The sequence below is a fragment of the Streptomyces shinuiensis genome, from assembly GCF_043660855.1.
GTDB lineage: Bacteria > Actinomycetota > Actinomycetes > Streptomycetales > Streptomycetaceae > Streptomyces.
Map to the genome: position 1 here is coordinate 1 of NZ_JBIHML010000003.1, position 23,935 is coordinate 23,935.

The 23,935-nt window shown below is 68.6% G+C and carries 24 protein-coding genes; 7 read left to right on the plus strand and 17 right to left on the minus strand.

Translation table 11 applies throughout. The features are described 5' to 3' along the window. Positions 1-117 precede the first annotated feature (117 nt). The 12 genes from ACGRHY_RS27425 to ACGRHY_RS27480 form a co-directional block, all read right to left on the minus strand. Positions 118-555 (minus strand): hypothetical protein, encoded by a 438-nt coding sequence (locus ACGRHY_RS27425; protein WP_394638341.1) that lies wholly within the window; start codon positions 553-555, stop codon positions 118-120. 567 nt (positions 556-1,122) lie between these two features. Beyond that, the gene (locus tag ACGRHY_RS27430; RefSeq protein ID WP_394638342.1) at positions 1,123-1,611 is read right to left on the minus strand and encodes a hypothetical protein; all 489 of its coding nucleotides are present in this window, start codon (positions 1,609-1,611) and stop codon (positions 1,123-1,125) included. 394 nt (positions 1,612-2,005) lie between these two features. Continuing rightward, the gene (locus tag ACGRHY_RS27435; protein WP_394638343.1) at positions 2,006-2,323 is read right to left on the minus strand and encodes a hypothetical protein; all 318 of its coding nucleotides are present in this window, start codon (positions 2,321-2,323) and stop codon (positions 2,006-2,008) included. Positions 2,324-2,601: 278 nt separating this feature from the next. Then, positions 2,602-3,408, minus strand: a complete 807-nt coding sequence (locus ACGRHY_RS27440; RefSeq protein ID WP_394638344.1) for a hypothetical protein — start codon at positions 3,406-3,408, stop codon at positions 2,602-2,604. Positions 3,409-3,640: 232 nt separating this feature from the next. After that, positions 3,641-4,261, minus strand: a complete 621-nt coding sequence (locus ACGRHY_RS27445) for a DUF6927 domain-containing protein (RefSeq protein WP_394638345.1) — start codon at positions 4,259-4,261, stop codon at positions 3,641-3,643. Positions 4,262-4,479: 218 nt separating this feature from the next. Further along, a complete protein-coding gene (locus ACGRHY_RS27450; RefSeq protein WP_394638346.1) occupies positions 4,480-5,403 on the minus strand; it encodes a hypothetical protein in 924 nt (307 codons plus the stop codon). 570 nt (positions 5,404-5,973) lie between these two features. Then, complete coding sequence (locus ACGRHY_RS27455; protein ID WP_394638347.1) at positions 5,974-7,035, minus strand: hypothetical protein; 1,062 nt, start codon at positions 7,033-7,035, stop codon at positions 5,974-5,976. Between the two features lie 462 nt (positions 7,036-7,497). After that, positions 7,498-8,088: a hypothetical protein gene (locus ACGRHY_RS27460; protein WP_394638348.1), complete on the minus strand. Its 591-nt coding sequence runs from the start codon at positions 8,086-8,088 to the stop codon at positions 7,498-7,500. Between the two features lie 142 nt (positions 8,089-8,230). Beyond that, the gene (locus ACGRHY_RS27465) at positions 8,231-8,590 is read right to left on the minus strand and encodes a hypothetical protein (protein WP_394638349.1); all 360 of its coding nucleotides are present in this window, start codon (positions 8,588-8,590) and stop codon (positions 8,231-8,233) included. Positions 8,591-9,272: 682 nt separating this feature from the next. Beyond that, positions 9,273-10,433, minus strand: a complete 1,161-nt coding sequence (locus ACGRHY_RS27470; protein WP_394638350.1) for a hypothetical protein — start codon at positions 10,431-10,433, stop codon at positions 9,273-9,275. Positions 10,434-10,463: 30 nt separating this feature from the next. Continuing rightward, complete coding sequence (locus tag ACGRHY_RS27475; protein WP_394638351.1) at positions 10,464-12,182, minus strand: DnaB-like helicase N-terminal domain-containing protein; 1,719 nt, start codon at positions 12,180-12,182, stop codon at positions 10,464-10,466. Further along, positions 12,179-12,535: a hypothetical protein gene (locus ACGRHY_RS27480; RefSeq protein WP_394638352.1), complete on the minus strand. Its 357-nt coding sequence runs from the start codon at positions 12,533-12,535 to the stop codon at positions 12,179-12,181. Before ACGRHY_RS27480 ends, ACGRHY_RS27475 begins: the two co-directional genes overlap by 4 nt. A gap of 690 nt (positions 12,536-13,225) precedes the next feature. Here ACGRHY_RS27480 and ACGRHY_RS27485 point away from each other — a divergent pair. Then, a complete protein-coding gene (locus ACGRHY_RS27485; RefSeq protein WP_394638353.1) occupies positions 13,226-13,423 on the plus strand; it encodes a RapZ C-terminal domain-containing protein in 198 nt (65 codons plus the stop codon). Between the two features lie 230 nt (positions 13,424-13,653). Here ACGRHY_RS27485 and ACGRHY_RS27490 read toward each other — a convergent pair whose 3' ends face one another. The 3 genes from ACGRHY_RS27490 to ACGRHY_RS27500 all read right to left on the minus strand — a co-directional run bounded on the left by ACGRHY_RS27490 (position 13,654) and on the right by ACGRHY_RS27500 (position 15,850). Further along, the gene (locus ACGRHY_RS27490; protein WP_394638354.1) at positions 13,654-13,860 is read right to left on the minus strand and encodes a hypothetical protein; all 207 of its coding nucleotides are present in this window, start codon (positions 13,858-13,860) and stop codon (positions 13,654-13,656) included. Positions 13,861-13,999: 139 nt separating this feature from the next. Beyond that, entirely contained in the window at positions 14,000-14,698 is a 699-nt protein-coding gene (locus tag ACGRHY_RS27495) for a hypothetical protein (RefSeq protein WP_394638355.1), read from the minus strand. 51 nt (positions 14,699-14,749) lie between these two features. Further along, positions 14,750-15,850, minus strand: coding sequence for a M23 family metallopeptidase (locus tag ACGRHY_RS27500; protein ID WP_394638356.1), 1,101 nt, complete (start codon positions 15,848-15,850; stop codon positions 14,750-14,752). Positions 15,851-16,210: 360 nt separating this feature from the next. Here ACGRHY_RS27500 and ACGRHY_RS27505 point away from each other — a divergent pair, with 360 nt between their 5' ends. Genes ACGRHY_RS27505 through ACGRHY_RS27530 form a run of 6 tightly spaced genes read left to right on the plus strand, consistent with a single transcriptional unit; the run spans position 16,211 to position 21,864 of the window. Beyond that, entirely contained in the window at positions 16,211-16,534 is a 324-nt protein-coding gene (locus tag ACGRHY_RS27505; protein ID WP_394638357.1) for a DUF8827 family protein, read from the plus strand. After that, the gene (locus ACGRHY_RS27510; protein ID WP_394638358.1) at positions 16,534-17,334 is read left to right on the plus strand and encodes a DUF8175 domain-containg protein; all 801 of its coding nucleotides are present in this window, start codon (positions 16,534-16,536) and stop codon (positions 17,332-17,334) included. Before ACGRHY_RS27505 ends, ACGRHY_RS27510 begins: the two co-directional genes overlap by 1 nt. After that, entirely contained in the window at positions 17,324-17,716 is a 393-nt protein-coding gene (locus ACGRHY_RS27515; RefSeq protein WP_394638359.1) for a hypothetical protein, read from the plus strand. Before ACGRHY_RS27510 ends, ACGRHY_RS27515 begins: the two co-directional genes overlap by 11 nt. A gap of 2 nt (positions 17,717-17,718) precedes the next feature. Next, positions 17,719-18,957, plus strand: coding sequence for a hypothetical protein (locus ACGRHY_RS27520; RefSeq protein WP_394638360.1), 1,239 nt, complete (start codon positions 17,719-17,721; stop codon positions 18,955-18,957). A 45-nt stretch (positions 18,958-19,002) separates the two neighbouring features. Beyond that, complete coding sequence (locus ACGRHY_RS27525; protein WP_394638361.1) at positions 19,003-20,493, plus strand: SCO6880 family protein; 1,491 nt, start codon at positions 19,003-19,005, stop codon at positions 20,491-20,493. A 9-nt stretch (positions 20,494-20,502) separates the two neighbouring features. Further along, entirely contained in the window at positions 20,503-21,864 is a 1,362-nt protein-coding gene (locus tag ACGRHY_RS27530) for an ATP/GTP-binding protein (protein ID WP_394638362.1), read from the plus strand. A gap of 32 nt (positions 21,865-21,896) precedes the next feature. Here ACGRHY_RS27530 and ACGRHY_RS27535 read toward each other — a convergent pair whose 3' ends face one another. Together ACGRHY_RS27535 and ACGRHY_RS27540 are read right to left on the minus strand one after the other, a co-directional pair. Next, entirely contained in the window at positions 21,897-23,615 is a 1,719-nt protein-coding gene (locus tag ACGRHY_RS27535) for a site-specific integrase (RefSeq protein ID WP_394638363.1), read from the minus strand. Further along, the gene (locus ACGRHY_RS27540; RefSeq protein WP_383934654.1) at positions 23,612-23,935 is read right to left on the minus strand and encodes a helix-turn-helix domain-containing protein; all 324 of its coding nucleotides are present in this window, start codon (positions 23,933-23,935) and stop codon (positions 23,612-23,614) included. The genes ACGRHY_RS27535 and ACGRHY_RS27540 overlap by 4 nt, the downstream gene beginning before the upstream one ends.

Sequence of the window (23,935 nt, forward strand, 5' to 3'; positions counted from 1 at the left end):
GGACGCGAAGGGCCCACCCCCAGGGGGGTGGGCCCCGAACCAGCACAGGCGACGGGGCGCGAAGGTCAGATGTGACGGACGCTTCCAGAGCGAGTGCGGCGCTGATGGTCAGAAGCGTCAACGGGGCGCAGACTCGTTCGCGGCGGCCATCTGCTCGGCCAGCGTGAGCAGCTCGACAAGCTGACCAGGCGTGAGGTGGTACCTGCTGGTGTCCCTGCTGGACACCCGACCGGTGGCATCCGCTGATGTGATGCTCACGGATTTGAGGCCCGCGAGGCGCTCGCGCTCGGCGGCCCGGGCCTTGTCCCGCTGCATCACGTCCCAGAGGAACTCGGCGACCTCGGCGGTCTTGGCGACTTTCCAGCCGTCGGCACGGCGGACCTCATGGCCGTCCGGGTCGGTGATGACGATGGCGCCGACGTCCTCACCCCACATGCCGGTGAAGAGGACGGTGTACCCATTCTTCGTGGTGGCCTGGGCCCTGATGGCGCCCTTGTACTTCCTGGCAAGGTTGGCGATCTCGGCCGCGAATGCGCGGCGCTGGTCGGTGGCCATGTGGCTTCTCCTTCTGCTTGGCATACGTGGTTTCCGTCCGGTGACCGCCCGGCCCGCGCGGGCCGGGCGGCTGAACAAGCCCCCTCGCTTGGGGGTGTGTCGGGCTGAGGGAAAGGAGCGGCGGGCGTAAGCGGTGGGCATAGCGGTCCGGCCGGGAGCCAGTGGCGTACGTCTGCGGCAACCGGAGGTTCTCAAGCAGGCGGCCAAGGCCCGCAACCCGCCGGCGAGCCGCCGGGGGCTGCGGAGCCTTGGGCTTCGGCTGGTCGGGGAGGGAGATCACGCGGCGCGCGGGGCGGGGGCTGATCGGGGAGGACCCGCTCGACCAGGGCCTGTACCCAGTCGGGCACACCCTCGCGGAACTTGGCGGGATGGTAGAACCGGCGGCTCGTCCACACATCGGTGGTGCGACGGCGGCTGTCGACTGGTTCGGGTGTGCTCTGACATGTAGACCTCTCGGTTGCGTGGGGTGAGATCCCCCGCAAGAGGGGCAGGAAGGACCTTGGGCCTTCCTGCCGCCGTGCGGGGGCCGCAACGTGGCCCAGCAGCCGGCAAGGGAGGCAACCGTCCCTACGCCGGGCTACTCTTGGGCGGGTTCTCAGGAGCAGCCCAGAGGGTGGGCACGGTCGCGAAGGGGGCCTTCTCCAGGGGGTAGGTCAGGACATGAGTGTCCTCGTGGAGGTAGTTCGCGGCCTCAGGGGGCGCGAGGGGGATGAAGTCCTGGGTGTGGACGTCGTAGCGCCAGGCGTAGGCGTCGGCGATGTCATTTCCGAGAACCTCGGCGTGGATCGCGAGGACGACGCGGGGGTCGGTGCTGGTCGCTGCCTGTTCGAGGGCTTTCGCAAAGGCAGACAGGAAGGTGCCCAGGTCCGTCGCCGCGTAGTACCCCGTGATCTCCCCTGCGAACACGTAGGTGGACAGCGGTAGCTCGAAGAAGCCGGGTGCCGGAATGCGGGGGCCGCGGGGGCTGCCCTCGATGACGACCGATTCGTCAGCGGCATGGAGCGTCGCGGTGACGAGCTCGGGCGTGAAGTTGCGTTCCCGACGAGTGCTGATCATGACTGCTCGGTCAAGAGCCTGGGTCGCAACCTCGTGGCTCGACGTCGGTACTGAAGTGGGCATGTACGGGGCCTCCCTGGTGCAGCGTGAGGTGGGGTTCGGACGCCGGACTACGCAGTGCCCGTGGGACATTGCCGCCCCGGCCCTCGGTTCGGTGGGGGTACGGAGGACTGTGTGCCGCTTCATGCAGGGGTGTTCCGGCTGACGTGACTCTCGGCTGCTGCGGGGCTAGGGCAGCAACCGCGGGGCGGGCACTGGCGGATCGGGCTGTGAGGACCGGCCGTTGAGGCTCCCCGCGTATGGGCCACGGGGCCGGGGTCCGGGGGTAGGAGTAGCGAGACACGCGGCACCCGCCAGCCCGGCCGGTGGGCACGGGTGCGGCGGGTGCCGTCGGTCAGGTAGTGGTGTTTCGTCCCGTGGGTGACTGCGGGACTGCGCGGTCAACCGGGACGCCGGGGCAGGGCCGGAGGTGATTTCCCAGGTCATGGCTGGGATGCGGCCAGTCGGCGCCGCACCTGCCGTACACCTCACGGTCGACGAAGGGGCCGTCGCCCCAGCAGTAGCGGGAGCGCCCGTAGCGCGTCCAGTGGTGGCCGGGGTGGTCCCATTGTCCGCAGTGGGATTCGGGACTGCGCTCGTTGCGGATGTCGTCCACGAGCGCGCGGGCGGTGTCGAGTGCTGCTGCTAGGGTGTCCAGTTCGTCAGCAGTCATGGACGCGAGGGGCGTGCGGTCGGTGGGAATCGTGCTGGTCCCGGAGTGCTTCGTACGGTCTCGGTTGAGGGTGTAGCCCACGGGAAAGCCCTTCAGCTGGGTCTTCGGGGCCGCTGTGATGCGGCTGGGAGGGACCGTGGCCGGGCGCGCGGTTACCGACGCAACCACTCGCGTTTCCTGGACGGGACGAGCGCCCCGTGGCTGTCGGCTGCGGTGCCCACAAAGCGCGAGGAGGGCCCTCGGCTCCGCGAATGCGACGCCGAGGGCCCCGTGGGCGGCTACGCCCGTGTACCGCCGCGCTCGTCGGCGTCCGCGGTGTCGGGCTCAGGATCGAGCTGCTCAGACTGCTGGAGGGGGATGGCGTTGATGAGCGCGTCTCGGAGGTCACGCAGGGCTCGGACGGCCGCGCCTTCGGCCACGGTCGGCCAGATCGGATCGTGGTCGCGAGCGGTGCCGAAGTCCACGTTCTCGTCCAGGAGCGCGAGGGCTTCCGCGACGGTGGCGACGGCGGCCGGGTAGTTGGTGGCAGGGCCGGTGAGCGTGCTGAGGTCGGGAGCCGGCAGGACGGGAGAACGGTAGGCGGGGTCCTCGGTCACCAGGACGCCCACGGCGGCCACTGCCAGAGCCCAGACCGGCTCGCAGTGTTCGCGGTCGGCAGGGATGACCGCGAGGGCTGCATCGGCGGCATAGCCCTGGGGGGAGCCGCCGAGGCGGGTCTCGGCGGTGACGCTCGGTCCGAGCCGAAGCACGCCCTCGAGGGTGCCCAGCTTGTGGTCGCTGGCGGGCTGCCAGGACCACGTGGCCGTCGGGGTGGTGAGGCGCTCCAGTGCCGTAAGCCAGCGAGGAGCGTTGTAGCCGTCGGCGGCGATGATGACGGCGCCAGAGTCGGTGTTGAAGGTGATGGAGCCTCTGATCGGGCTGTTGCGATGGCGGGGGCTCTGCTCAAAGAACACCAGGCCGAATTCCGAGTCGGTGTGCGATCGAATGGCCAGGGGCGGTTCAGAGGCCATGAGCGCGGTGTAGAAGCCGCTGAAGGTGCCGGTGGCGGTGAGCTCCTGGTGGAGGGCGTCGTGCGTCGTGAACACGCGGAGTCCTTCCCGAAGTGTGATCCTGTCGGCCGGTGGGCCAGAAGGAGCCGCTCCACAAAGGGGCGGGGCGGCAGGGTGGACCGTGCGCGAGGTAGGGCTTAGCTCCGCAACCGCCGCGGTGGCGTCCAGTTGCTGCTGGCAGAACATGGCCATGCGCTCGGCCTCGCCCCTGGCGGGGCGGGGCCGAGCGGCCGGACAGTGGCGGAGAGAGCGGGCCTATAAGGCGGTTTCAGGCGGCAAACAGGGCGCTCTCGGTGGCGGTGGTCGGCTGGTTGGTCTGCTGCTGGCCGACCGGGGTGAGGACCTCCTGGTGGTCTGGGGTGATGAGGGCAGCGACGCTGTCACGCCAGTTCGGAATGCGGCATCGGCTGCGGCCGAGGACCAGGAAGCCGGGGGCTCGGTCGCGTCGGGCATAGGTGAAGGTGTCGCTGCGGGTGCCGTTGGTGAACGTCAGGGTGCGGGTGAGGCGGACCTGGGTGCCCGGCCTCAAGTAGCGGCGCAGAAAATCGCGTTGCGCGTGGTGGGCACGGCACTGCGCGCGCCAGGCGAGTGCGGACTCGTTCGTGGTCGGGGTCAGTGCGTTGAGCACCGACTTGGGCGCCTTATGATCGCCAGGACCACAGTTCTCATCCATGTCCTTGTAGCCGAAGTTGAAGTCCGGATCTTTGGTCCAGCGGGTCAGGGCAATGAACGCGGTGACTTCGCTGGTGATCTGGTCGCGGACGGCGGCGTAGAAGACGCCTTCAACGGTGCCGCGCGCGATGATCTTGTAACGGTCGTCGAGCTTCTTCGCGAAGTGCTCTTCGTTGGTTTCGGCGTTCTTATCGCGTCGGTAGAACAACCATCCCATGGCGTGGCCTCTCGGTCAGGGGCCGGTTCGGTGGACCGGCCGCCGGCGCAGCGTGGGATGGCGGCGGGCAAGGGGCGCAAGCGCGTGCTGGGGCGGTCCGGCCTGGCGCGAGAGGCGGAGCGCCTGTGGCAGGCGGGGCTGAGGGTCGGGAGACGACAAGGCCCCTTGGGCCCGCCCGCGCCGGATGGCGGGGAAGGCCCAAGTGGCGGTTGTGGCGCTCAGTTCGCGGCCGGTGCGGTGGCGTGGATCGTGTAGCCGGTGTTGTTGAAGGGGCGTACGGTCTCTGCGATGAACTGTGCGCGCTGCGGGGTCGAGCACTTCACCGATCGAGCGCCCTTGCCGATGGCGTTGTAGAGCGTGACGGTGTAGCGGCCGCGCTCAGGGGTGCCTCCGGGGACGGGACGGATGGTCTCGGGAGCACGGCCTTCGGCCTCCAACTGGGTGTTCGTGGCTTTGATGCAGTCCGCGCACAGCCAGCTGTCGCCCAGGTACGTGACCTTGACAGCTCCGTAGGCTAGGCAGGTGGGCTCGGTGCAGCGGATCCCGGCGGCGCACCGAGCACGGGCGGCGGCTCGTTCGGCGGCCTGCTGGGACAGGTACGCGGGCACGGTCGGCGGCGTGGGACGTACGTCGTCGGCGTCATCGGTCAGTCCCCACCGAGCGGCCTGCTGCTGGAGCGCGTCGCTGGCCTGGTGCTCGCGGTCGGTCCAGCCTCGTCGGCCGAGGACCGGTGCGACCGTGGCGGCGTCGATCAGGAAGCGGCAGCGCCCTTCGATGTGCTGGAAGACGACCACGCGGAGATCGTCGTCGGCGTCATCGGCTCGAGCAGCTGCTTGCCGGGCTGCGGCGGCGAGGCGCAGCAGCTTGGTCGACGGGGCGTTGAGCTGGTGCTCGGCTTCCTTAAGGAAGGAGAGGGCGTAGGGCGTCTCTTCGTGGTCGGCGACGCCGGGGAGGGCCAGCAGACGCCGGGCTGCCGACAGTGCTCGCGGGATGCGGGCGGAAGCGTAGGTGACGCCGTCACCGGTTGCCTGTGGGTGGGCCAGGATGCCGGCGATGGTGCGTGCACGGCGGGCGACGGCGTACAAGCGGTGCACCTGCCGGTCGAGCTCGGCGGCGGTGGGCAGGGTGGAGAGCTGAGGCATGGGCTGGACTCATCTCGGGTGCGGGGCAGAGGCAGGCTCGCTCACGGACGACGCGTGCGGCTTCGGTGAGCGAGCACGCTGACCGTGGGCCGCGTCGGGGTTAGCCCTGCAAGGCCTGCGGGCAGGGCGTCCCCTGGGGTGGCGCGCGGCCCGGCCGGTGGTGTTGTTCAGAACAACACGCTCTCCTCCGGCTGTTGCTCCGGCTCCGCCTCCGCCTCTGGTTCGTCGGCCACGGCGAGGGCCGCCGTGCGGAGCTCCTGGACCGCCTCGCCTTCGGCGCGGCCGAGGCGCCAACGCCCCGCTCGCGTAGCCCGGACGCTCTGGGGGCTGAGTGGCCGCTGCGCATACGGCCCCCGATCGTGAGCCTCCCGGCCGGAGGCCGTCTCCGTCCTCGCACCTCAGTCGGACCGTCACCAGGGCCGGCATGGTGGGCGCGGCGCTCGCGTCAGCGACGCCGGAGGCGCCCTTGACGGGGCAAGCCGGGCCGAACACTCAACGGGCGGGCGGCCCCACGGCCCTCGCTCGCCGAAGCTGGCTGTGGCGCGTGACGATCGTGTCCTGCCCTGGCTGTCAGGGGCTGCTCCTCGGGGTGGTCACGGCCGGTGATGGCGGCATGCAGGTGCCGCATTCGCTCCGGCTGCCGATGGCGGGAAAGGGGCGGGCACAGCGCGTGCAGAGGGCGGTGGCAGCGGTGAACTGGCAGTGAAAGCAGGCGAACCGAGGCTGGTCGCGGGCTGACTCAAAGAAGACCGGCCCGATGAAAGCGTGCTCTGCCCCGCAGTCGGGGCAGTCGTTTTGGTACGTCCAGTCTTCGCCCTGGATCTCTTCCCGAGCGCGTTGGTACCAGGACGCCGCGAATGCGGCGTCATCGTGCACCTGATGGCAGAACGCGCACCGGCTGCCGTGAAGAACAATGGCAGCCCACTGGTCGCAGTCTGGGCACTGGACGATGTGATCAGCGACTTCGGCGATTTCGTCCTTGAGGTCGTTCATCCGGGTGGTGACGAACTTCCCCATACGCCCCAGGCCCCTCCGGACCATGCTGAGCTCCATGTCCATCCGCTCCCACTCCTCCCTGTCGATGTGCCGGGACAGATCCAGGTGGACGAAGTCCAAGAGGAAATGCAGCACCTCAGCGGCGCGGCCTTCGATCGCCAGGGCGTTGTGGGTGAGCCCGTAGTGCTGGAGCTTGTTGCGGTCCTGGGTCAGGTTCTTGATGGCCCTGAGGTGCTTGGGCTCGAAACGGACACCGGCGAGCCGTTGCAGGCGATCGATGGTCTCCTCGACGGTGCAACTGACAAAGTCGCCGCTGATGAACTTCTCGCGGGTGGCGTTGAGCGGCTCAGTGAAGATCAGGCTCCAGTGCTCGGTCTGAAGCCGGGCCTTGAGCAGCACCTCGGTGGCCGCCTGGAGGTGCAGCACGGCGTACTTCAGGTCGCGAGCTGAGGGCTGCGTTGCATCCAGAAGCTCGATCACGCTGGTCAGGTAGTCGATGCCATTGCGTACGGGTGGGAAGTCGACCTGCGGGGGCCCCGGGCGCTGGGTGCGGTCGGTGGCCTCCGTCGCATCCGCGTCGACTCCCGGATCGTCGGAATGCGTAGTGTCGTCGGCCAAGTGCTCAGTGTCGGTCATCGGATGATCTCGATCCGCTCGCGCAGCGCGCCGCCGGACGGAGCCGCGCCCCAGCCAAAGTCGTCCTTGCCGTGCACCCGCTCGTTGCCGCTCATCACGTCCCCCTTGATGGCTACCGGTTATTCAAAGGAGAATCGTCGCCCCTCGCAGGTCAGTCAAATGGTTGCAGGGGACTGCGAAGACATGGGGCTCCTGTCGTCGATCGGTGATGACGAGCGCGCCTCGGTGCGGCGGCCCGGTGGAGCGCACAGTCGAAGGGTGCCTGCCAAGCGGCGCAGCTGTGCCGCCGGGCGCCCGCGCGGGGCGCGGTCTGGCGGCGGTTGGTGGAGCGAGAGCCCGTGGGCGCCGTGTGGGACAGCGCTCGGGCCCGCACGTTCGTGCGGGCCCGAGCGGTAGGCGCTGGCGGAGCGCGTGAGACGGGACGGGCTCGTCCTGGGGCTTGAACCGGACGGGTGGTTACCCTCAGCCCAGGATGTTCAGGAGGGTGCGAATGCGGTGGGCCGTGTCGGCCGCTCCAAGCCGCACCGTTCCGGTGAGGAGCTGCCGCGCTTCGGCGTCGGTGACGTCCCAGTCATACCCGTAGTCGGGGCCGAGCGGGTTGTGGAAGTGCATGACGTGGGATCCAGGGAGGTCCACCACGACGTACTGTCCGGCTGAGTCACCAGTCTCCCGGTGGGGCGTCCCGTTGCCGCTCAGCTCGGCGGTGAGGCGGTGGTGGGTGGCGTCGGTCGGCAGGCCGCCTCCGGTGAGCGGCTGCGGTGCGAGGGCTCTCAGGACCGCGGCGAAGGTGAGCGCGGGCGCGGTCGGGTGGGTGGTGGGTGCGATGCTGGTGACGAACCAGTTGAAGAGGCGTTGCGCGGTGCTCTTCGCTTCCTCCTTCGTCGGGAAGAGGCCGTGCTGGGGGATACGTGCGGGGAGGCGGGTGGTGAGGGAGAACCCTTCGCCTCGTGTGATCGAAGGGCTGAGGCTGAACAAGGCACCGGGCCAGTTTCCGGAAAACGCCTCTTCGGTGCGGTGTGACTTGTCCCTCCAGGCGAGGGGGAAGGTGCGCATGTTGGGTAGATCCTCTCGGTATTCGATGTGTGGCGGGTCCGCAGCATGTGTGAGGGCTGCGGGTCGGCGGCCTGCTGAAGGACTGGTGGGGCAAGGGGCGTGAGCCGGCCAGCGGCTGGGAGCGCCAGTTGTTGCTTCCGATTCAGGCACGGAAGACGGTGTCGCCCTGGACGGTGATGTGCATCGGGACGGTGCCGTCGTGGCGAGCGAGGCGCGGGTCGACGGTGTCGAGGTCGATGCTGAACTGGAGTTCGGAGGCATCAGAGTCGAAGTAGATGAAGACGAGGACGCCTCTCTCTTCGAGTGCAGGAAGGGTGTCCTCTCCGTCGTAGCCGGCCGCCTCGGCCGGCCAGAACCGGGTGGCCTGGTGGAGTTCGCGGTGCGGCGGCAATTCGGTGGACGGCGAGGCCCTGCGGTCGAACCAGCGGGTCATCGCCGTGCGGATCGTTGTGGTGATTGCGGCAATACGGCGGACATGGGGCATCACGTATTTCACCAGCATGGAAGCTCTCCTGGGGTCTGGTGGCGGCGCAACTGGCCAGTCGAGGGATCCCGTTGGGGCTCGACCAAGATCGCTAGGGCGCCTGGTGACTAGACCGTAGGAGCTGTGTCGATTAGTGCCGCAAGGCCGCTGAGGGGCGCTTTCCGGACCCACATCCAGCGGGTGCGATGAGCGCGAGGCAGCCGTTCGGAGGGCACGCAGCGGACTCGGGTCCACCCCGCCCGCTTCGCTCGCGATCGCCTGTCTGATCACTCAGGCCGCGTCCGGTGTCCGCCCGCTGGCGGCCGATTTTCTCCAGGGGCTGATCGCCGCACGTCATCTTGAGTGTGAAGATCCGCGCTGGGACGTGCACGCCTGGTTCCTGGCTCACGGCGCCGGGGCGCGCGGGAGGCAGGCCTCTGCCCACCAGCTTGGCCTGATCATTACCTGCTGGAACGCGTGGGTAGGAGGAACGCGGGATGAGGTCTTGTTCGGGCCGGATGACTCCATGCCCGGCATCCGTCGGATCGTGGCCGCACCTGCTGCTGATACCTCTGGCGGCGGCGATCCCCAGTGGCGGGCCGACGCCCCGCACTCTCCGGGTGGTGTCGCAGATGACGCGAAGTCCTATTGGTGCTGAGCTGCCGAAGGCTCTGTTGCACCAGTCGCGCCTCCTCGGATTCCGGGGCCGTGGCCGCGCCGCTCAGGGCGCGGCCCTGGGGGGAGCGCCTCTGGGGTTCTGGCCGGGGTTGGGCGGCTGCTGGTGCTGTGGGGTGGGCTGTTCGCGGGATGCCGACGGCAGCGTGTTGGCCGTGCGGAGGACTGTTTTCATCCTGGCGGACAGCTGACCGATCACGTCGACGATCTGGGCGACGCGCTGGGGATCCAGTGCGGTGAAGGCGGCCGGGCCGAGGGCCGGGGCGAAGGTCGCCAGCGTCTCGTTCAGGTCGCGCAGGGTGCGCGCCCCGGGAGCCGCCGCCCCCACGGTTCTGATCCTGTCTGGTGCAGCCGCGCCGTCCGGTGCGCCCCACTCCTGAACCGCCCGTGCGCGGGCGGCCGCGGTAGCGGCGGTGGCGAGGTGGCCTTGCTGGGCGAGCTCGACCAGGCGGGCCTGTTCGGCTTCGGCGTCGGGGTGGTTGCGGCTGGGGATCACCGCGGCGGCGACGGCCAGGAGTGGCTGTGCGCGGATGACGCTGGCGTAGACCTGCGCGGCGTGCTGCGCGGTGGCCTCCATCCAGTCGTGGTCGTCGGTACCGGTGATTCGGGCGGTGAGCAGTTCCAGGACGTCCTGGGCGCGTTCGGCTGCCTCGGGGAGCTCGGGGCCGCAGGCGGCGAGCCGGTTCCAGTCGGCTATGAGGACCTCGTCCGGGGCGTTGTCGTACGGGATGAGCAGGTCAGCCCGGTTGTAGGCGGCACTGGTGCTCCGGGCCTGGTGGCGAATCTCCTCGGCCGCGCGCACGGTGATCTTGGTGCGCTTACTCACCTCGGCGAGCACGTCCTGGTCGGGCAGGACATCGGTGTCGGAGGTGATCAGGATGCCCCAGGCCCGGCCTGCCTGTTGTGCGCTGTCCAGGGAGAGTGGCTGGTGGTTGGCTGGCATTTGCCGAATGAGCCAATCGGTCTGGGCGTCGACGAGGGCCTGGGCCTGCTCGGAGGCCCGCCCGTCCAGGAGTCTGTTGACCTGGACATCGAAGAGGGCTGATTCGAGGAGCCGTCCTGGGGCGATCACACCCCCGGGGTGTTCGATGCTCTGGCGGGTGCGGGAACGGTCCTGGGCGAACCAGGCGATGGCCTTGTGGACGTTGTCCCCCGGGGGGCGGGCGGATTCGCCCGCCCCTGGGGTAGCGGGTTCGTCAGCAGCCACGGGACGCTCCGTTGGTTGCGGCGGTCGCGGTCACGCGACGTTCGCCTGCTGGGCGTTGTAGGGGGTGGGCTGTGGAACGGACTGCTCGTGGTAGCGCAGTGCCTCGCGGGTTGCCTGCTGGAGCTGCTCGCGGCTGTGGTCGATGAGGGCGCGTGGGTCGAGCGTCTCCTTCGCGGCCGCCTCGACCGCAGTGCTGGCGTCGCGTGCGGTGCGGCGGACCGTCATGGTGACGAGGTGGCCGGCCCCCTGGTCGGCGGGGGCGACTTTCAGTGTGCGCGCCGCTAGCCCGATGTTGCCGAGCTCCTGGAAGTCCAGCGGTGGGGATCCGTCATAACGGGCCAGTTGCTGGGCCTGGTTGTTCAGCAGCCAGCGGTCCTGGGCGGCATCCGGAGGCAGCGACTGAATAGCTTTGAAGAGGTAGCGGTGCTCGGGTTGGGTGAAGTCCTGTTCGGCGAGGGAGCGGGTGGGGCCGTCCTGGTGCAGCTGGCTTGGATCCTGCATGAGAGAGATCAGGACTCGGCGTTCGGTGGGCAGGGAGGTGTAGCTCGGTTGTTCCTCGCGCTGCTCGGGTGCGGGCTTTGCGGTCTGGTCCGGTGTGCTGTAGCCAGCGAGGGTGCGAGGCGCGTTGTCGAGACGCTCGGCGAGTTGGTCCAGGGCGTACTCCGTCGTGCTGAGCTCAAGGCCGATCTGGCCCAGGGAGGCGTCAGACAGTCCATAGTTACGGACGCGGCCTGCCAGGTCCTCGACGGCGGCGGGAATGCTCGGCTCGAGGATGAAGGTGACCGCGTACTGGGCGGCGTGGTCGGGGTTCGGGCGGAAGTCCGGAGCGTTGGGATCTGGCCGGAAGTCCGGGGAGCTCGCGTAGGCCAGCCAGGCGCCGATGGCCTGGTTGACGTTGGCGTCCAGGCGGGCCTGGGCTGCCGGGTCGCCGGTGGAGCGGTGGTGGTCGTTGTAGGTCAGACGTGTGGTGATGTGCTGGATCATTGCGGTGGCCCGCTGTTGCGGTGTGAGGTTGGGGTCGGTTGCCGCCGGCAGCGCGATGGCGGGGTCCGGGCCGGTGACGAGGGCGTCCCAGATCTCGGCGGTCGCGGGGTCGCCGAAGTCCTCGGGCTGGAGCCAGTAGGGTGATGCGTCGGGGCTCTGTGGGGAGTACCGGAATTGCTGGGCTCGTGTCGGGTTGCTGAGGATCGCGCCGATGACCGCCAGTTCTCGAGAGCGCGCGTCACCGTCGTAGCCCCGTGGGCGGGTCAGTTCGAATGGGACGTTGTCGGTGGTGGAGGAGTGCTGGGCGGCGCGGGCGGTGACGTAGGCGTCGTGACGGGCGTGCTCGGGGTTTGCTGGCCAGGTGGGTTGCGCCAGATGGCGGAAGGTGCCGTGGAGGCCCGCCCAGAACTCTGAGTGGGTGTAGTACGCCTGGTTGACGGCCCACTGTGCGTTGGCGTCACCCGCCGCGGCGCGCTGCTGGTAGAGGGTCATCATCCTGGCGGTAAGGGCGTCGGCGGCGACCTGTGCCCGATCGGCGCCCGGGTAGACCTGGAGCCGCTGCTCGATGTCGGCGAGCCCATCGGGCAGCAGTGCTTCGTAGGCGTCGCCGAGCCAGGTCGTCTGGAAGTGGTCGGGCCTGAGCCAGTACTGGGGTCCGCCGCCGCGGTTCCAATCGACGAGTTGGTACGCCGCGGAGCCATCGCGCAGCAGGCTGCTGAGGACGTTGAGCTCGTGCTGCGGCGCCCCGTACTGTGCGTTGTTCACGCTGCCCCCGCCTCAGGCTGGGCTGGCGGTATCTCGCCCAGCTCGGCGTCCGCTTCGGAAGGTGCGCCGGCCGCCGCGGTGGCGGCCCGGTAGCGCTTGGCGTGGAGGTCGAGTTGAGCGGATGCGGCTTCATCGAGTGCCACCCAGCCCTCTTCGTTGTGCCGCCACCATCGGCCCATGTAGCGCACCGGGCTGTCCTCGAACCGACCGAGCACGTCGGCCTTCTCATCGGCGATGAGTTGCTCCATGGCGGCAGGCGGCATCGGCGCGTTCAAGACCCTCTGCTGCGCCGAGTCCTTGAGGAGCTCCATGCGTTCAGCCCAGGTGACTGTGGGGCTGCCGGGCTCGGCCATGGTCGGCTCCATTCGGACGAGGACGGTGGACTCCAGGCAGACTGCGTCGTGATCCACCGGCCAACAAGCCGAATCCGGGGTGTGGTCCAAGGGGTGAGTGCGATGCGCGCGGATTCTTCGTGGCGCGTCCCACTCTGCGGGAATCAGGCTCGCGGGTGGCCTTGGGCAGAACGTCGGTGGGACCCCATCGCGTGGGGGTGGGCATTACCGGCTTGACCGCCGGCGCGGAATGTGTGCTTAACTGGATCTCGAGACCAGCCATCTCCAGAGCTCATCCGACGAGTTGGGCATGTGTAATTCTGCGCCTTCACGGGTGCAGGTATGGCTGGTCTCTCTTTTTGTTCCGGCGCCTGCCCACACCTGCCGGAGCAACCATTCCGGCGGCCGCCCGGGACCGCTCGACATGCAACTCGAGGGCTGACCAGCAGCGTTCGGTTGGCAATGGGCAACAACCGGTTGGGCCTGCCCCTCCCGCGTCTACGGCCCTGAGACTTGGTTCATGACTCCCGCCGGCGAATACGCCCAACCCTCGCCTGCCCTGATCCGGTCCGTCATCACCAGCTACGGCGACGGCCATCACGACGCCCCTCGTGGCAACGCTCTCCACGTCGATGCCCGCTCTCTGCGCAACCCTCCGGAGGACCCCACCGTCCGGGCAAGGAGCTGCGCGCCAACGGCCTCGACCCCGACGTGCGCACCTACGTCCTGGCCACCCCGGGGGCCGACCGGCTCATCGAGCGCAGCCTCAACCGCGCCACGGCGCTGCTGGCTCTGCCCGGCCACCTCCGGGTCGACATCCATGTCCTGTGTGGTGGAGGCCGGCACCGCTCGGTTGTCGTCGCCGAGGAACTCGCCACCCTGTTGCGGGCCCTTCGGCTACTGCGTTGAGACCGAGCACCGGCACATTGACCGGCCCATTCTCGGATGACGCGACGGTGCCGCGCCCACTGCCCTGACCGCGTACGCGCCTCGCTCACGGTGCACACGGCCACGGTCCCGATGCCACCGGTATGAGCGACGGCCGGAATGACGGAGCCCCGCCGTGGGGCGGGGCTCCGTCGGGCATGCGCGGTGGTGGAGCGGGGCTGGTCCGTCTACCGCCGTCGGAAGGGCTGGCGTCAGCGGCGCGACCACCTGAACCATCGCCCGGTCATCCGGCGCCCGGTGACCAGAAGCAGGCCGAGGAGCAGAACGAGCAGGCCAACAGACTGTGCCAGCTCGACGCTCGGTCCGTCGTGGCGGACCACCATCAGGCCGCTGACCAGGGACATGACGACGACGCCGAGCCCAAGGACCGCCTGGAAGAACACCATCGGGCGCCACATGGTTAGTCCTGCCTCCTCTGCCGTCGAGCCCTTGCGCATACAAAAGTTGTTGTGCTCGTGACAGAGGACTGTAGCAGTCTGATGATATTGCAAGGCTGTCAAGGCTCGTCAGGCCTTGACAGCCTTGCTAGTTGGTGGGTTACCCGAGCCGCTCGGCGATCTGAGCGCGGATGGTTACGGTCCTCTCAGGCGCGGTCACTTCCATGAGCATGTTGACCAGGTCGGAGGCGAGAGGGCCGGCCTCCTGCGGGGGAAGGTGCATCCATGCCTGGGCAGCGTTCTGCGCCGCGATCTGGGTGCGCCGCTTGCCCGGTCCGAGGCGGTCGAACCAGGCGAGGGCGAGCCAGATCCACGAGGCGGTGGCGAAGGCGAACTCGCCGCTCAGGTAAGCCAGGTCAGCTCGGAACTGTGCCGCCTCGAGGGTCGCGGAGGCCGTCTCGCCCTGCTCCGCGGTGAGCTGCTGCAGGATGTCGTCGGCCGCGGCTATGGCGGTGTCGAAGTCGTGTGCGCGGCCTGCGGCCTGTGCGGCGGCGAGCCGGTCGAAGAGGCTGCTCGGCGGCTGCCCCGTCGGGATAGGCGCCGGTTGCGGGGCCGCGGGCGGAGTGCCTGCGGCCTGAGTGGTGCCGTCGGGCATGACCTGCATGTCGAAGCGGGATGCGGTGCGCTCGTCCTGGACCTGGACGAGGACCGGCTGGCCGCTGCCGGCGGCCTCGATGTGGAGGACCTGGACGACGACCTGCGAGGGGTCGACTCCGTAGGGGACGACCTGCGGCTCGTTGTCGAGGTGGAGCTGGCCTTCACGGCTGATGTGGACCTGGTAGCGGGTGCTGGTGTTCATGATGTGTGACCCGTGGCGGGGCGCCGCGGGCACTCCTCCTCCAGGGGTAGGTCAGAGCGAGAGTCCGTGGCTGCGGAGATAGGCACTGGGGTTGATGTCGGATCCGTACGCGGGTCCGGTGCGGGCTTCGAAGTGCAGGTGCGGTCCGGACGAGTTGCCGGTGGAGCCGGAGAGGCCGATCTGCTGTCGGGCCTTGACGGTTTGCCCCTTGCTCACGGTGATCTTCGAGAGGTGGGCGTAGTGCGTGTACTTGCCGTCGCTCATCTTGATGACGACGTTGTTGCCGTACGCGCCGCCCCATCCTGCCTCGACGACCGTGCCGGTGCCGACGGCCTGGACGCGGGTGCCGGTGGCGACGGGGAAGTCGATGCCGGTATGGCTGCCGGAGGCCCACATGCCGCCGCCAGCCTTGTACGGGGTGGTGACGCGGGAGTTCTCCACGGGCAATGCCCATCCGTCCTTCCCCTTGGCGCCGGTGGCGTTGGCGGCGTTCTCGACCGCGTCACATCCGGAGGTGGTGGAGAGCACGGCCTTCTTGCCCCAGCTCTTGACGACGAGTTCACCGGCGGCCTTCTCCCATTTCGCGTACGCGTCCGGGAAGCCGGACCGCTGGACGTTCTGAGCGGCCTGGGTGAGCGGTTTGACCTGCCACTTGTCGACCTTGGCCAGGCGTTCGAAGAAGGAGTTGGACGCGTAGATGGGGTCGGTGACCTGGGCGACCGTGCCCCATCCTTGTGAGGGGCGCTGTTGAAAGAGGCCCTGGGAGTCGCGGTCTCCGTAGCGGATGTTCTTGAGCATCGACTCCTGGATCGCGGTGGCGACGCCGATGACCGCCGCGCGGGGCGGCAGGTTGCGGCTGCGTGCGACGTTGGTGATCACGCTGGCGTTGCGCTTCTGCTCCTCCGTCCAGTTGACGCTCTGCTGCTTGCCCTGAGGGTTCAGGGGCACCGTGACTTGCTCCCCGGGCTCTGCGGCCGGTATCTCCTGCTCCTTACTGGCCGCCTGCATGGCGGCGCCGTCGCCGGATGTGCAGGAGTCCTCCCATGCCGGTCCGTCGTCCGATCCGCCGGCGCCCAGCATCAGCGGCAGGCAGAGGACCCCAGCGAACATCGCCGCGATCCCGCCCCCGGCGATGCGTGTGGCTGTGCTCATGTTTCGATCCCCAGTCGTCGATGCGCATCCCGCCACGAGGGACGGAAACCGCAATTCCCGTGCCATGGGGTGAGCCCGTTTAGCCGGACGTCCCAGGGCTGCGAATGCGCCTCTACATAGCCGCGTTTTGCGCGGCTAGCGTCTGCGCCGAGTGAAGGCAGCAGGGAATCGACAACTTGCACCGAATTCTAAGGCATTGAATCGCCGATGCGTCAACGCATCTGCTGGGGAGGCGTTTTAGCCGCCTCCCCATATTCGGCTGGAGATTATTCGATGCACGGTTCGCATTCCGCTCTGTCGTCGACCAGTTGCCCAGGTCCTTCGCGGACTGGGGCAGGCTTCGCGGCCTGGGAGGGATTCGTGCAGGTAACACAGCAGGTGATGCAGCTCGCTGCCGAGGGCGGCATAGGTGGCATCACGGACGGGATTAAGCCCGACTGGGCCGTATTCGGCGCCATCGGAACCAAAGCGAAGATCATCGTCGGCGTGGTCATGGCCGGCGCCGTTCTCTTCCTGCTCGGAAGCGCCATCGTCGGCGCCGTACACATTCGTGTCGGAAATCAGCAACACAACACGATGGAGACGAAGAAGGGGCAGACGATGGTCGCCAGTTCCCTTCTCGGTCTTTTCGCAGTCGCCTCCATGTCGACGCTCTTCGGCATCGTCTACGGGTTTGGAATCTAATGGCCGGGAACCAGAAGCAGACCGGAACGCGGAACCTGACGGCAAAGGCGTCGGAAACTCCCGGCGCCGGAGAGGCATCCCCCTGGCGCAGGCTCAAGGTCGGCTCGATCATCTTCGGTGCCGTGCTGGCGCTCGGGATTGCGCTGACCTTGTTCGGCGGCAGCGGAGGCACGGACGACAAGGCCGCTCCCGAGACACCCGCCGACTCCACGCCCACGTCCCAGGCAGGCGGCAGCGGGCCCGGCGCTAAGGCGAAGACCGTCAAGGCCGGTGTCCCGGTGGGGTATCCGCGCACCAAGGACGGCGCCGTGGCGGCCGCGGTCAACTACCAGGTCGCCCGGTCCGCGCCGGGGTACTTCACCGACCAGGCGCTGCGTCATCAGGTGCTGAAGACGATCATGACATCCTCGGCGGTGGCCACTCAGCAGGCGCAGGACGACCAGTCGGTCAAGGGTCTGATGGCGGCACTCGGCGTCACCGAGCAGTCGGCGCCGGACATGGTCATGCGGGCTGCTTCGCTCGGTACGAGCGTGCGCTCCTACTCCGACGACGCGGCGACGGTCCGGGTCTGGATGAGCGAAGTCGTCGGGGTGCCCACTGACAAGTCGAAGATGCCAGTCTCCGGCACGTACTCGACCTACACGCTGATCTTGCAGTGGGAGGACGGCGACTGGAAGGTCGCCACGATCGACCAGGCCGAGGGCCCCACTCCGCTGGTCTCGCCCGACCAGTCGGCGTCGTCCACCGATGAGATGCGCCTGGCCAACAAGGAATTCGAGGCACCGCGCTATGCAGGCTGATCTCGTTCGGCGACGCATGGCGCAGGGGATCGCCGCAGCCGTGTTCGCTGCCTCCATTGTGGTGGCCGGGCCAGCAGCCCCCCAGGCTCACGCGGACGTTAAGATTCCCGGCTGGATCAATCCGTGCAATCTGCCGGGCGGAAAGACCGCCTGCAAGAAGGCGGAGGAGGGCGCCAAGTGGATCTACGACAAGTCGGGGGCCGATTCCGTTGTGGAGGGTGTGAGCGAGGCCGTCGACTTCGCAAGTGACCCGCTCGGCTACCTGGAACAGAAGTTGCGTTCCGGAACCAAGAGCATGTTCGGCGCCTTCGGTGAAGAACTCACCGGCAAGAATCCGAACGAACCCAAGAAGGGCAAGGCCAAGAAGGGTAAGGGGGACTAGTCGTGACGGAAATCGACTGGGGGAACCCCGGATTCATTCGCCTCTACGGTCTCGTCTTTGCCCTCGCGGTCGTCTTCACGATGGTCCAGTGGCTGATCTCGGTGGTGAAGCGGGTGGTCCGGGGCGTGCCTGTCGCGCAGGCCGCTATGGAGAACGTCGGCTATCTGCTGATGTCCGTGGCCGTGGCGGGATTCATGCCGGCCATGGTGATGACCGCAGTCGATTTCATCGACAGTGCGGCTGAGGAGATTCTCGGCGACTACATCGCCGAAGTATTCTCCGGTGGACTGGTCATCTTTTCTTCTCTGGCCTCCATTTCCGTTCTGGTGCCCGGATTCGGAGTGGTCATCGCCATTCCGATCGGTCTGGCGATCCTGTTTGCGGTGTTCGGCCTGTGGGTCATGCTGGTCGTCCGCGACGCCCTCATCCTCCTCGGGCTGGTCTTCGGCCCGATCGTCTTCTCCGGCCTGGTCGACAAGGACCTGTGGGGCCACACCCGCAAATGGGTCGGGGTCATGGGCGGGGTCATCGCGAGCAAGCTGGGCATCTACCTCGCTCTCGCTCTGGCCGGCGCCCTCCTGGACGGCGTCGCCGACCCCAGCCACAACATGACCTTGCCGCAGGCCATCGGCTCCTGCATCACCTTCATTGCCCTACTCTTCATCGCCCTTTTCATACCCTTCCAGATCTCGAAGTGGCTGCCCATCGTCGGTGACGAGATGCAGGCCATGTCCCAGGTCAAAGACGAGGCGGGCCAGCGGGCAAAGGCCGCGCATCAGCAGGGGAAGCAGAAGCAGAACGAGCTGCAGACACAGGCCGCGTCCAAGCCCTCGGCCGGCGGTGGAGGCGGTGCCGCAGGAGCGGCGAGCAAGGCCGCGCCACCTGCCGCCGCGGCGATGGCCGTCAAGGAAGCCAGCGACCAGGTCCGCGACCAGGCCGTGCAGGCCGCGAAGGACGGCGCCAACAACGCATCCGGCGACGGTGGCGGTGGCGGCCAGCAAGGTGGCGGCCAGCAGAGCGGCGGCCCCGGCGGTGGTGGGAGCAGCCCGCGCGGCGGCAGCCGCGGCGGCTCCGGTGGCGGTGCCCCAGGTGGTGCCCGGCGTCCGGCTCCCGCGCCGCCTCCGCGGTCGAGTGCACCGGGGTCCCGGCCCGGGGGTGCTACTCCGCCTCCACCGCCCCGGCCGGCTGGCCAGGCGCCCCCGCCTCCGGCACCCGCTCCCCCGCCGCCGCCCGCGAGCTAGCGGCAGCCCTCCCCTCTCCCATCACGCTTTGAGTAAGGAGTCGCGATGGACCGCGTCTTCAGCTTCCCCCGACCGCGGCCGCGCGGTCTGCTGGGGCGTCGCTTCGACATGGACGAGCAGTTGGTCCTGCTCGGCGGCATCGTTCTGGCTGTCGGACTGCTGGTCGGCCTGCCCGGGATACCTCTGAAGATCCTCGGATGCCTCGGCGCGGCCGGGACGTGCATCTACGTCACGATGGTCCCCTACAGGGGGCGGACCTTCCTGCGCTGGTACGAGATCCGCCGCACCCACCGGCGGCTGCTGTGCGACGGCAGGCTCCTGTACAAGTCCACCGCCCCGCTCGCGGGCCGCCGTCGGGACGGCACCCCGGTACCGGTGGAACAGCCGGTGGGCGTCCCGGCGTCCCTGGAGTGGATCACGGCGAAGACCGCCTACGGAGACATCGCCGTCCTGCTCCAGCCCACCGAGTCCATGTTCGTGGCGTGCATCGAGGTCGAGGGCGCCAAGAACTTCGGCGGCCTGGACGGCGCGGACAAGGAAGCGCTGATCTCCGCCTACGAGTACCTGCTCAAGGAGACCGCGGAGTCAGGCGGGCGGATCGAGTACGTGCAGTGGCTGGCGCGGCTGCTGCCCACCGACCCCAACGCGCACGCACACGATGCCGCCGCACGGCGGGATCCGTCGGCGCCGTCCTGGCTGAGCGACTCCTACGACCAGTTGGTCGACATGGTCTCCATCTACGCCGAGGACCGCAGGTTGTTCCTGGTCCTGGGCATCCCCTATGCCCAGGAGCTGTCCGCAGAGGCCCTGACCTACCAGACTCTGCACGACGGCTACGGCGAGGTGCTCGGCAAGGAGATCGAGCAGTTCATCCGCGGGCTGGGCGGTGCGCAGCTGCGCTGGGTGCGCAACCTCGACGAGCCCGCTCTCGCGTCTCTGATCCACCACGCCTACGCGCCCGACCACTGGATCAACGACACCCGGGGCATGGACCGCGCGTCCTGCTGGCCGGCCGAGATGGACGCGCGGGAGCCCACCCGCATGGCGGCCCGCAGCTGGGAAGGTGCCGATCCCTGGTATACCGCCACGGCCTGGATCAAGCAGTTCCCGGTGCTGCCGGTGGGCGTCAACTTCATGGCCCCGCTGCTGCTCTACGTCTCCGACGTGATCCTGACGGTCGGGGTGACAATGCGGCTGCTGCCCGCCGACAAGGCCCTCGAGGATGCCATGGCGGACGTCACCAACGAGGCGGGGCAAGCCGACAACCACCCCGGGAAGATCATCGACCCGCGCGAGGAGCGGGAGCTCGGGGCGTCCGCCTCCACCATGCACGACCTCGCCAACGGCGCGGCCGGCGTGCGGCTGACCGGATGGGTCACCGTCACCGCGCCCGACCCTGAGCTGCTCGTGCAGCACCGCAACACGGTGCGGGCGGCCGCGGTCAAGAGCCAGCTGGCGCTGGAGTGGTGCGACTCCGAGCAGTACCGCGCCTTCGCCAACACCCTGCCCATGGTCACCGGACTGCTGAAGGACTGAGGCGACGCCATGCTCGAGCTCGTACGCCGCCAGTCCCAGACCAGACGGCGCGCCCTGCGCACCACCACCGCCACCGCATCCGGCCTCTACCCAGCGGTCGGCGCCCCCTCCTCGGACCCCCGAGGCGTGATCATCGGCCGGGAGATCTACTCCGGTAAGGCCTACATCTACGACCCGTTCATCCTCTACGACCCCTCCGCCCGCGAACGCCTCCCCAGCGGTCACGCCCTCGTGCTCGGCAAGTCCGGGTTCGGCAAGTCCTCGCTGGAAAAGTGCTACGTACTGAGGCAGTTGCGCTTCCGCGACCGTTCGTTCTGCATCCTGGACGCGCAGGGTGAGGACGGGGTGGGTGAGTGGGACAGCATCGCCCGCGCCCTCGGCGTCACCCCGATCCGCCTGGTGTACGGCGGTGAGGACGGCGAGGGGGTGCGGCTCAACCCGCTCGACCCGCGGATTCCCTCCCAGTACCAGTTCAAGATCCTCTGCTCGATGGTGGAGATCATCGGCGGGCCGCTGAGCAGGGAGAGCGAGTTCTCTCTATCGGTCGCCCACGCGGCCGCGCAGGTGCGGGCCGCGGCCGAGGACCGGGTCGCGGTCCTGTCCGACATCCACGACGCGCTGACCAACCCCGAGCCGGCCATGCTCGGCCGACGCCAGGTCGGCGTCGAGGACATGGTCGAGTGGGGCCAGCCCGCCTCGCTCGCGATGGACCAACTGTGCAGCCCCACCCGGGATCTGGCGGGGTTGTTCAACGGTCCCACCACGCCCGGGATCGACCTGGACGCGCGGCTCATCGTCTTCGACCTCACACGCCTACCGCGTGAGGGCGAGGCCATGCCGCTGCTGATGAGCGTGATCGGCCCGTGGCTACGCTACGCGTGGATCAAGCCCGGCGACAGCATCAAGCGCACCTTGATCGTCGAAGAGGCGTGGCACATCCTGTCCCACCGGCCCGTGGCCAGGCTCTTCGAGGAGTTCGTCCGGTACGGGCGGCGGCTCGGCCTCTCCTTCTGGGCAATCCTGCACCACCTCGGCGACCTGATGGTTGACGAGGCACCCGAGGCCGCGGCGATCTTGAAATTGACCGCCACCCGGGTGCTGTACCACATGGACAAGGCCGAGGCCGATATCACGGCGGACTACCTGCAACTGCCCGACTGGGCGCGCGAGGCGCTGGTCGACGGCGCGAGTCGCTGCTCCCCGGGACGAGCCGTGTGGCAGGTGGGCAACCGGATGCATCTGGTGGAGCACATCCGCAGCGCAACCGAGTCGGAGCTGACCAATACCAACCGCAAGATGACCGAGAAAAGCGCCGAGTTCACGAAAACTGAAGCCCCTTTGCTGCCTCTCCGCCTCCGTGAGGTGCAGTGATGAGTCTAGGTGAGGTCCTGAGTTCCCGTCGGCTACCGCTCGGGGTCGGTTTCGGGGTCGGCTTTCGCGAGGGCCAGGGTGTAGCGCATGGCCGCGTCGATGCCGATGCCGAAGAAGTCGCAGATGCGGCGTACGTCGCCGCCGGTCGCGAAGATCTCCTGCAGGATGCGGTCCTCTCTCAGCGCCTGGGGCGTCACGCCGAGGTTCCGCCAGGCGTAGAGCTTGCTGGTCGGTGTCATGCGTGGGGCCGTTTTGCGGTTGACGAAGAGGTGGGGGTTGAGGGTACTGGGCCAGCTCCGTGCCCGGTGGTCGAGATAAGCGGTCAGACGGCTGCGGACCGGCCCAGCGAGCGGAATGGCCTTCTCGTCGAGAGTGAGCTTGCCGTCGCTGATGTCCGTGAGCTGGATGGCTGCGAGCTGCGGGCCGGTCAGTCCGTGGAAGGCGACCAACGCGACAGCCAGGGCCACAGCAGGGTCGGGCGAGTTGAGCGCGTCGCGGATCTTCGCTGTGTCGAGAGGCACGGGGACGGTGGTGTTGGTCCGGGCAGCGGGGACGCCTCTGGTGGGGTTGGTGAAGACCTTCTTGCGGGACTTGAGGACGGTGAAGACCGAGCGCAAGCCCTGGTCGGCGAAGAGGCGGCTGGCACCTTCGGCAGGGAGGGCCTCGACGAAGTCCTTCCTGCTGATCTCGGCGAGGGAAGTGTGTCCCTGATCGGCCCATCGGCGCCAGATCGGGGCCATGCCCTGGATGTGGAGGTGGATGGTCTGCTCATGACGGGGACGCCGCCGTGGTGCGGTGGCGCTGCCGGTGAGCATGACGTCGAACCACAGCCTCAGTTGCCCTGTCATCTCGTCGGGCAGGCCGGTGGTCTTCTTCGCGAAGTACTGTTCGACGGCGGTGGTGCGGTCGTCTACCAGGAGGCCGGCCGCAGCGAGGATCTCCAGTGTCGAGGTCTGGGTGCCGCCGTATCGGAGGCTGGCGGCGACGTCGCTGGCGAGGATCTTCGCGCCTGGCCAGTCCTGCAGGGCGTCCAGCAGTTTGAGCGTGTGGGCGACGCTGTTGGTCTGGCGCCGTGTCCACGCGTGTCGCTCGGCATGCTCGCGCAGGACGGGCTCGCAGTAGCGCAGCAGTTGCGAGTCGCTGGTCAGTGCACGGTCCTTGATGGCGCCGTGGCCGGGAGGCATACGGAACAGCAGCAACTGGCGGGCGTCGGTGATGTTCCGGGGAAGTGCCGGTGGCCGCTGCTGGTGCATTTGGCGAGCACGGGCGGCTCGCCGTCGGGCGGTTCCGGTCTTGTCGTACTGGAGGTTGGCGAAGAAGAGCTGCTGCCCGTGCTGGTTGGAGGTCTCCAGGTTGGGGGCCCGGCCGGGTTGCTGGTGCAGGCGGGCATTCTCCCAGCACAGTCGGCACGCGCCCTGGCCGTTGATCCGGCTCTCGCGACCGCAGAACTCGCAGACGTCGACGGGGTAGTGGGTGAACCACCAGCGGCAGCTCCAGCAGCGCCAGCTGTGGGAGCGGTACACGCCCCAGGCCAGACAGCCTCGGCAGGCGCCGACGTGGAGCGGGGCTCCAGGGTGGCAGCGGGTGCACAGCCCCTGGCTGAAGTAGTCCGGGCTGTTGCAGGCCCGGCACGGCGGCGGTGTGATCGGTCCGCCGGGCAAGCAGCTGTAGCAGAAGTCCATCCGCGGCTTGCTCCAGGCGACGCGGTTGGCCTGGCACACCGAGCACTTCGGGGGCGGCGGTGTGCTCATAGCGGCGGCTGCGAGCGCGGACGGCCGAACCGCGGGGCGACGACCGGGCCCGCGTCGGAGGCTGCGGCGGTGTCCTGCTGCGGCGGTCGGCGGGCCGCGACCTTCTCCGGTTCGCGGATCAGCAGCGCGGTCGGCTCGCAGTCCAGGACCGCGCAGATCACGTCCAGGTCGTCCAGCCGGATCGAGGTCGGTGTTCCGGTCCACAGCGCCGACATCTTGCCCGCGCTGATCTCCAGCCCGGCCTCTGCCAGGAGCCGACGCATCTCGGTGGACTTCCAGATACCACGCTCGGCGGCCTTCAGCCGCAGGTTCCACTGCAC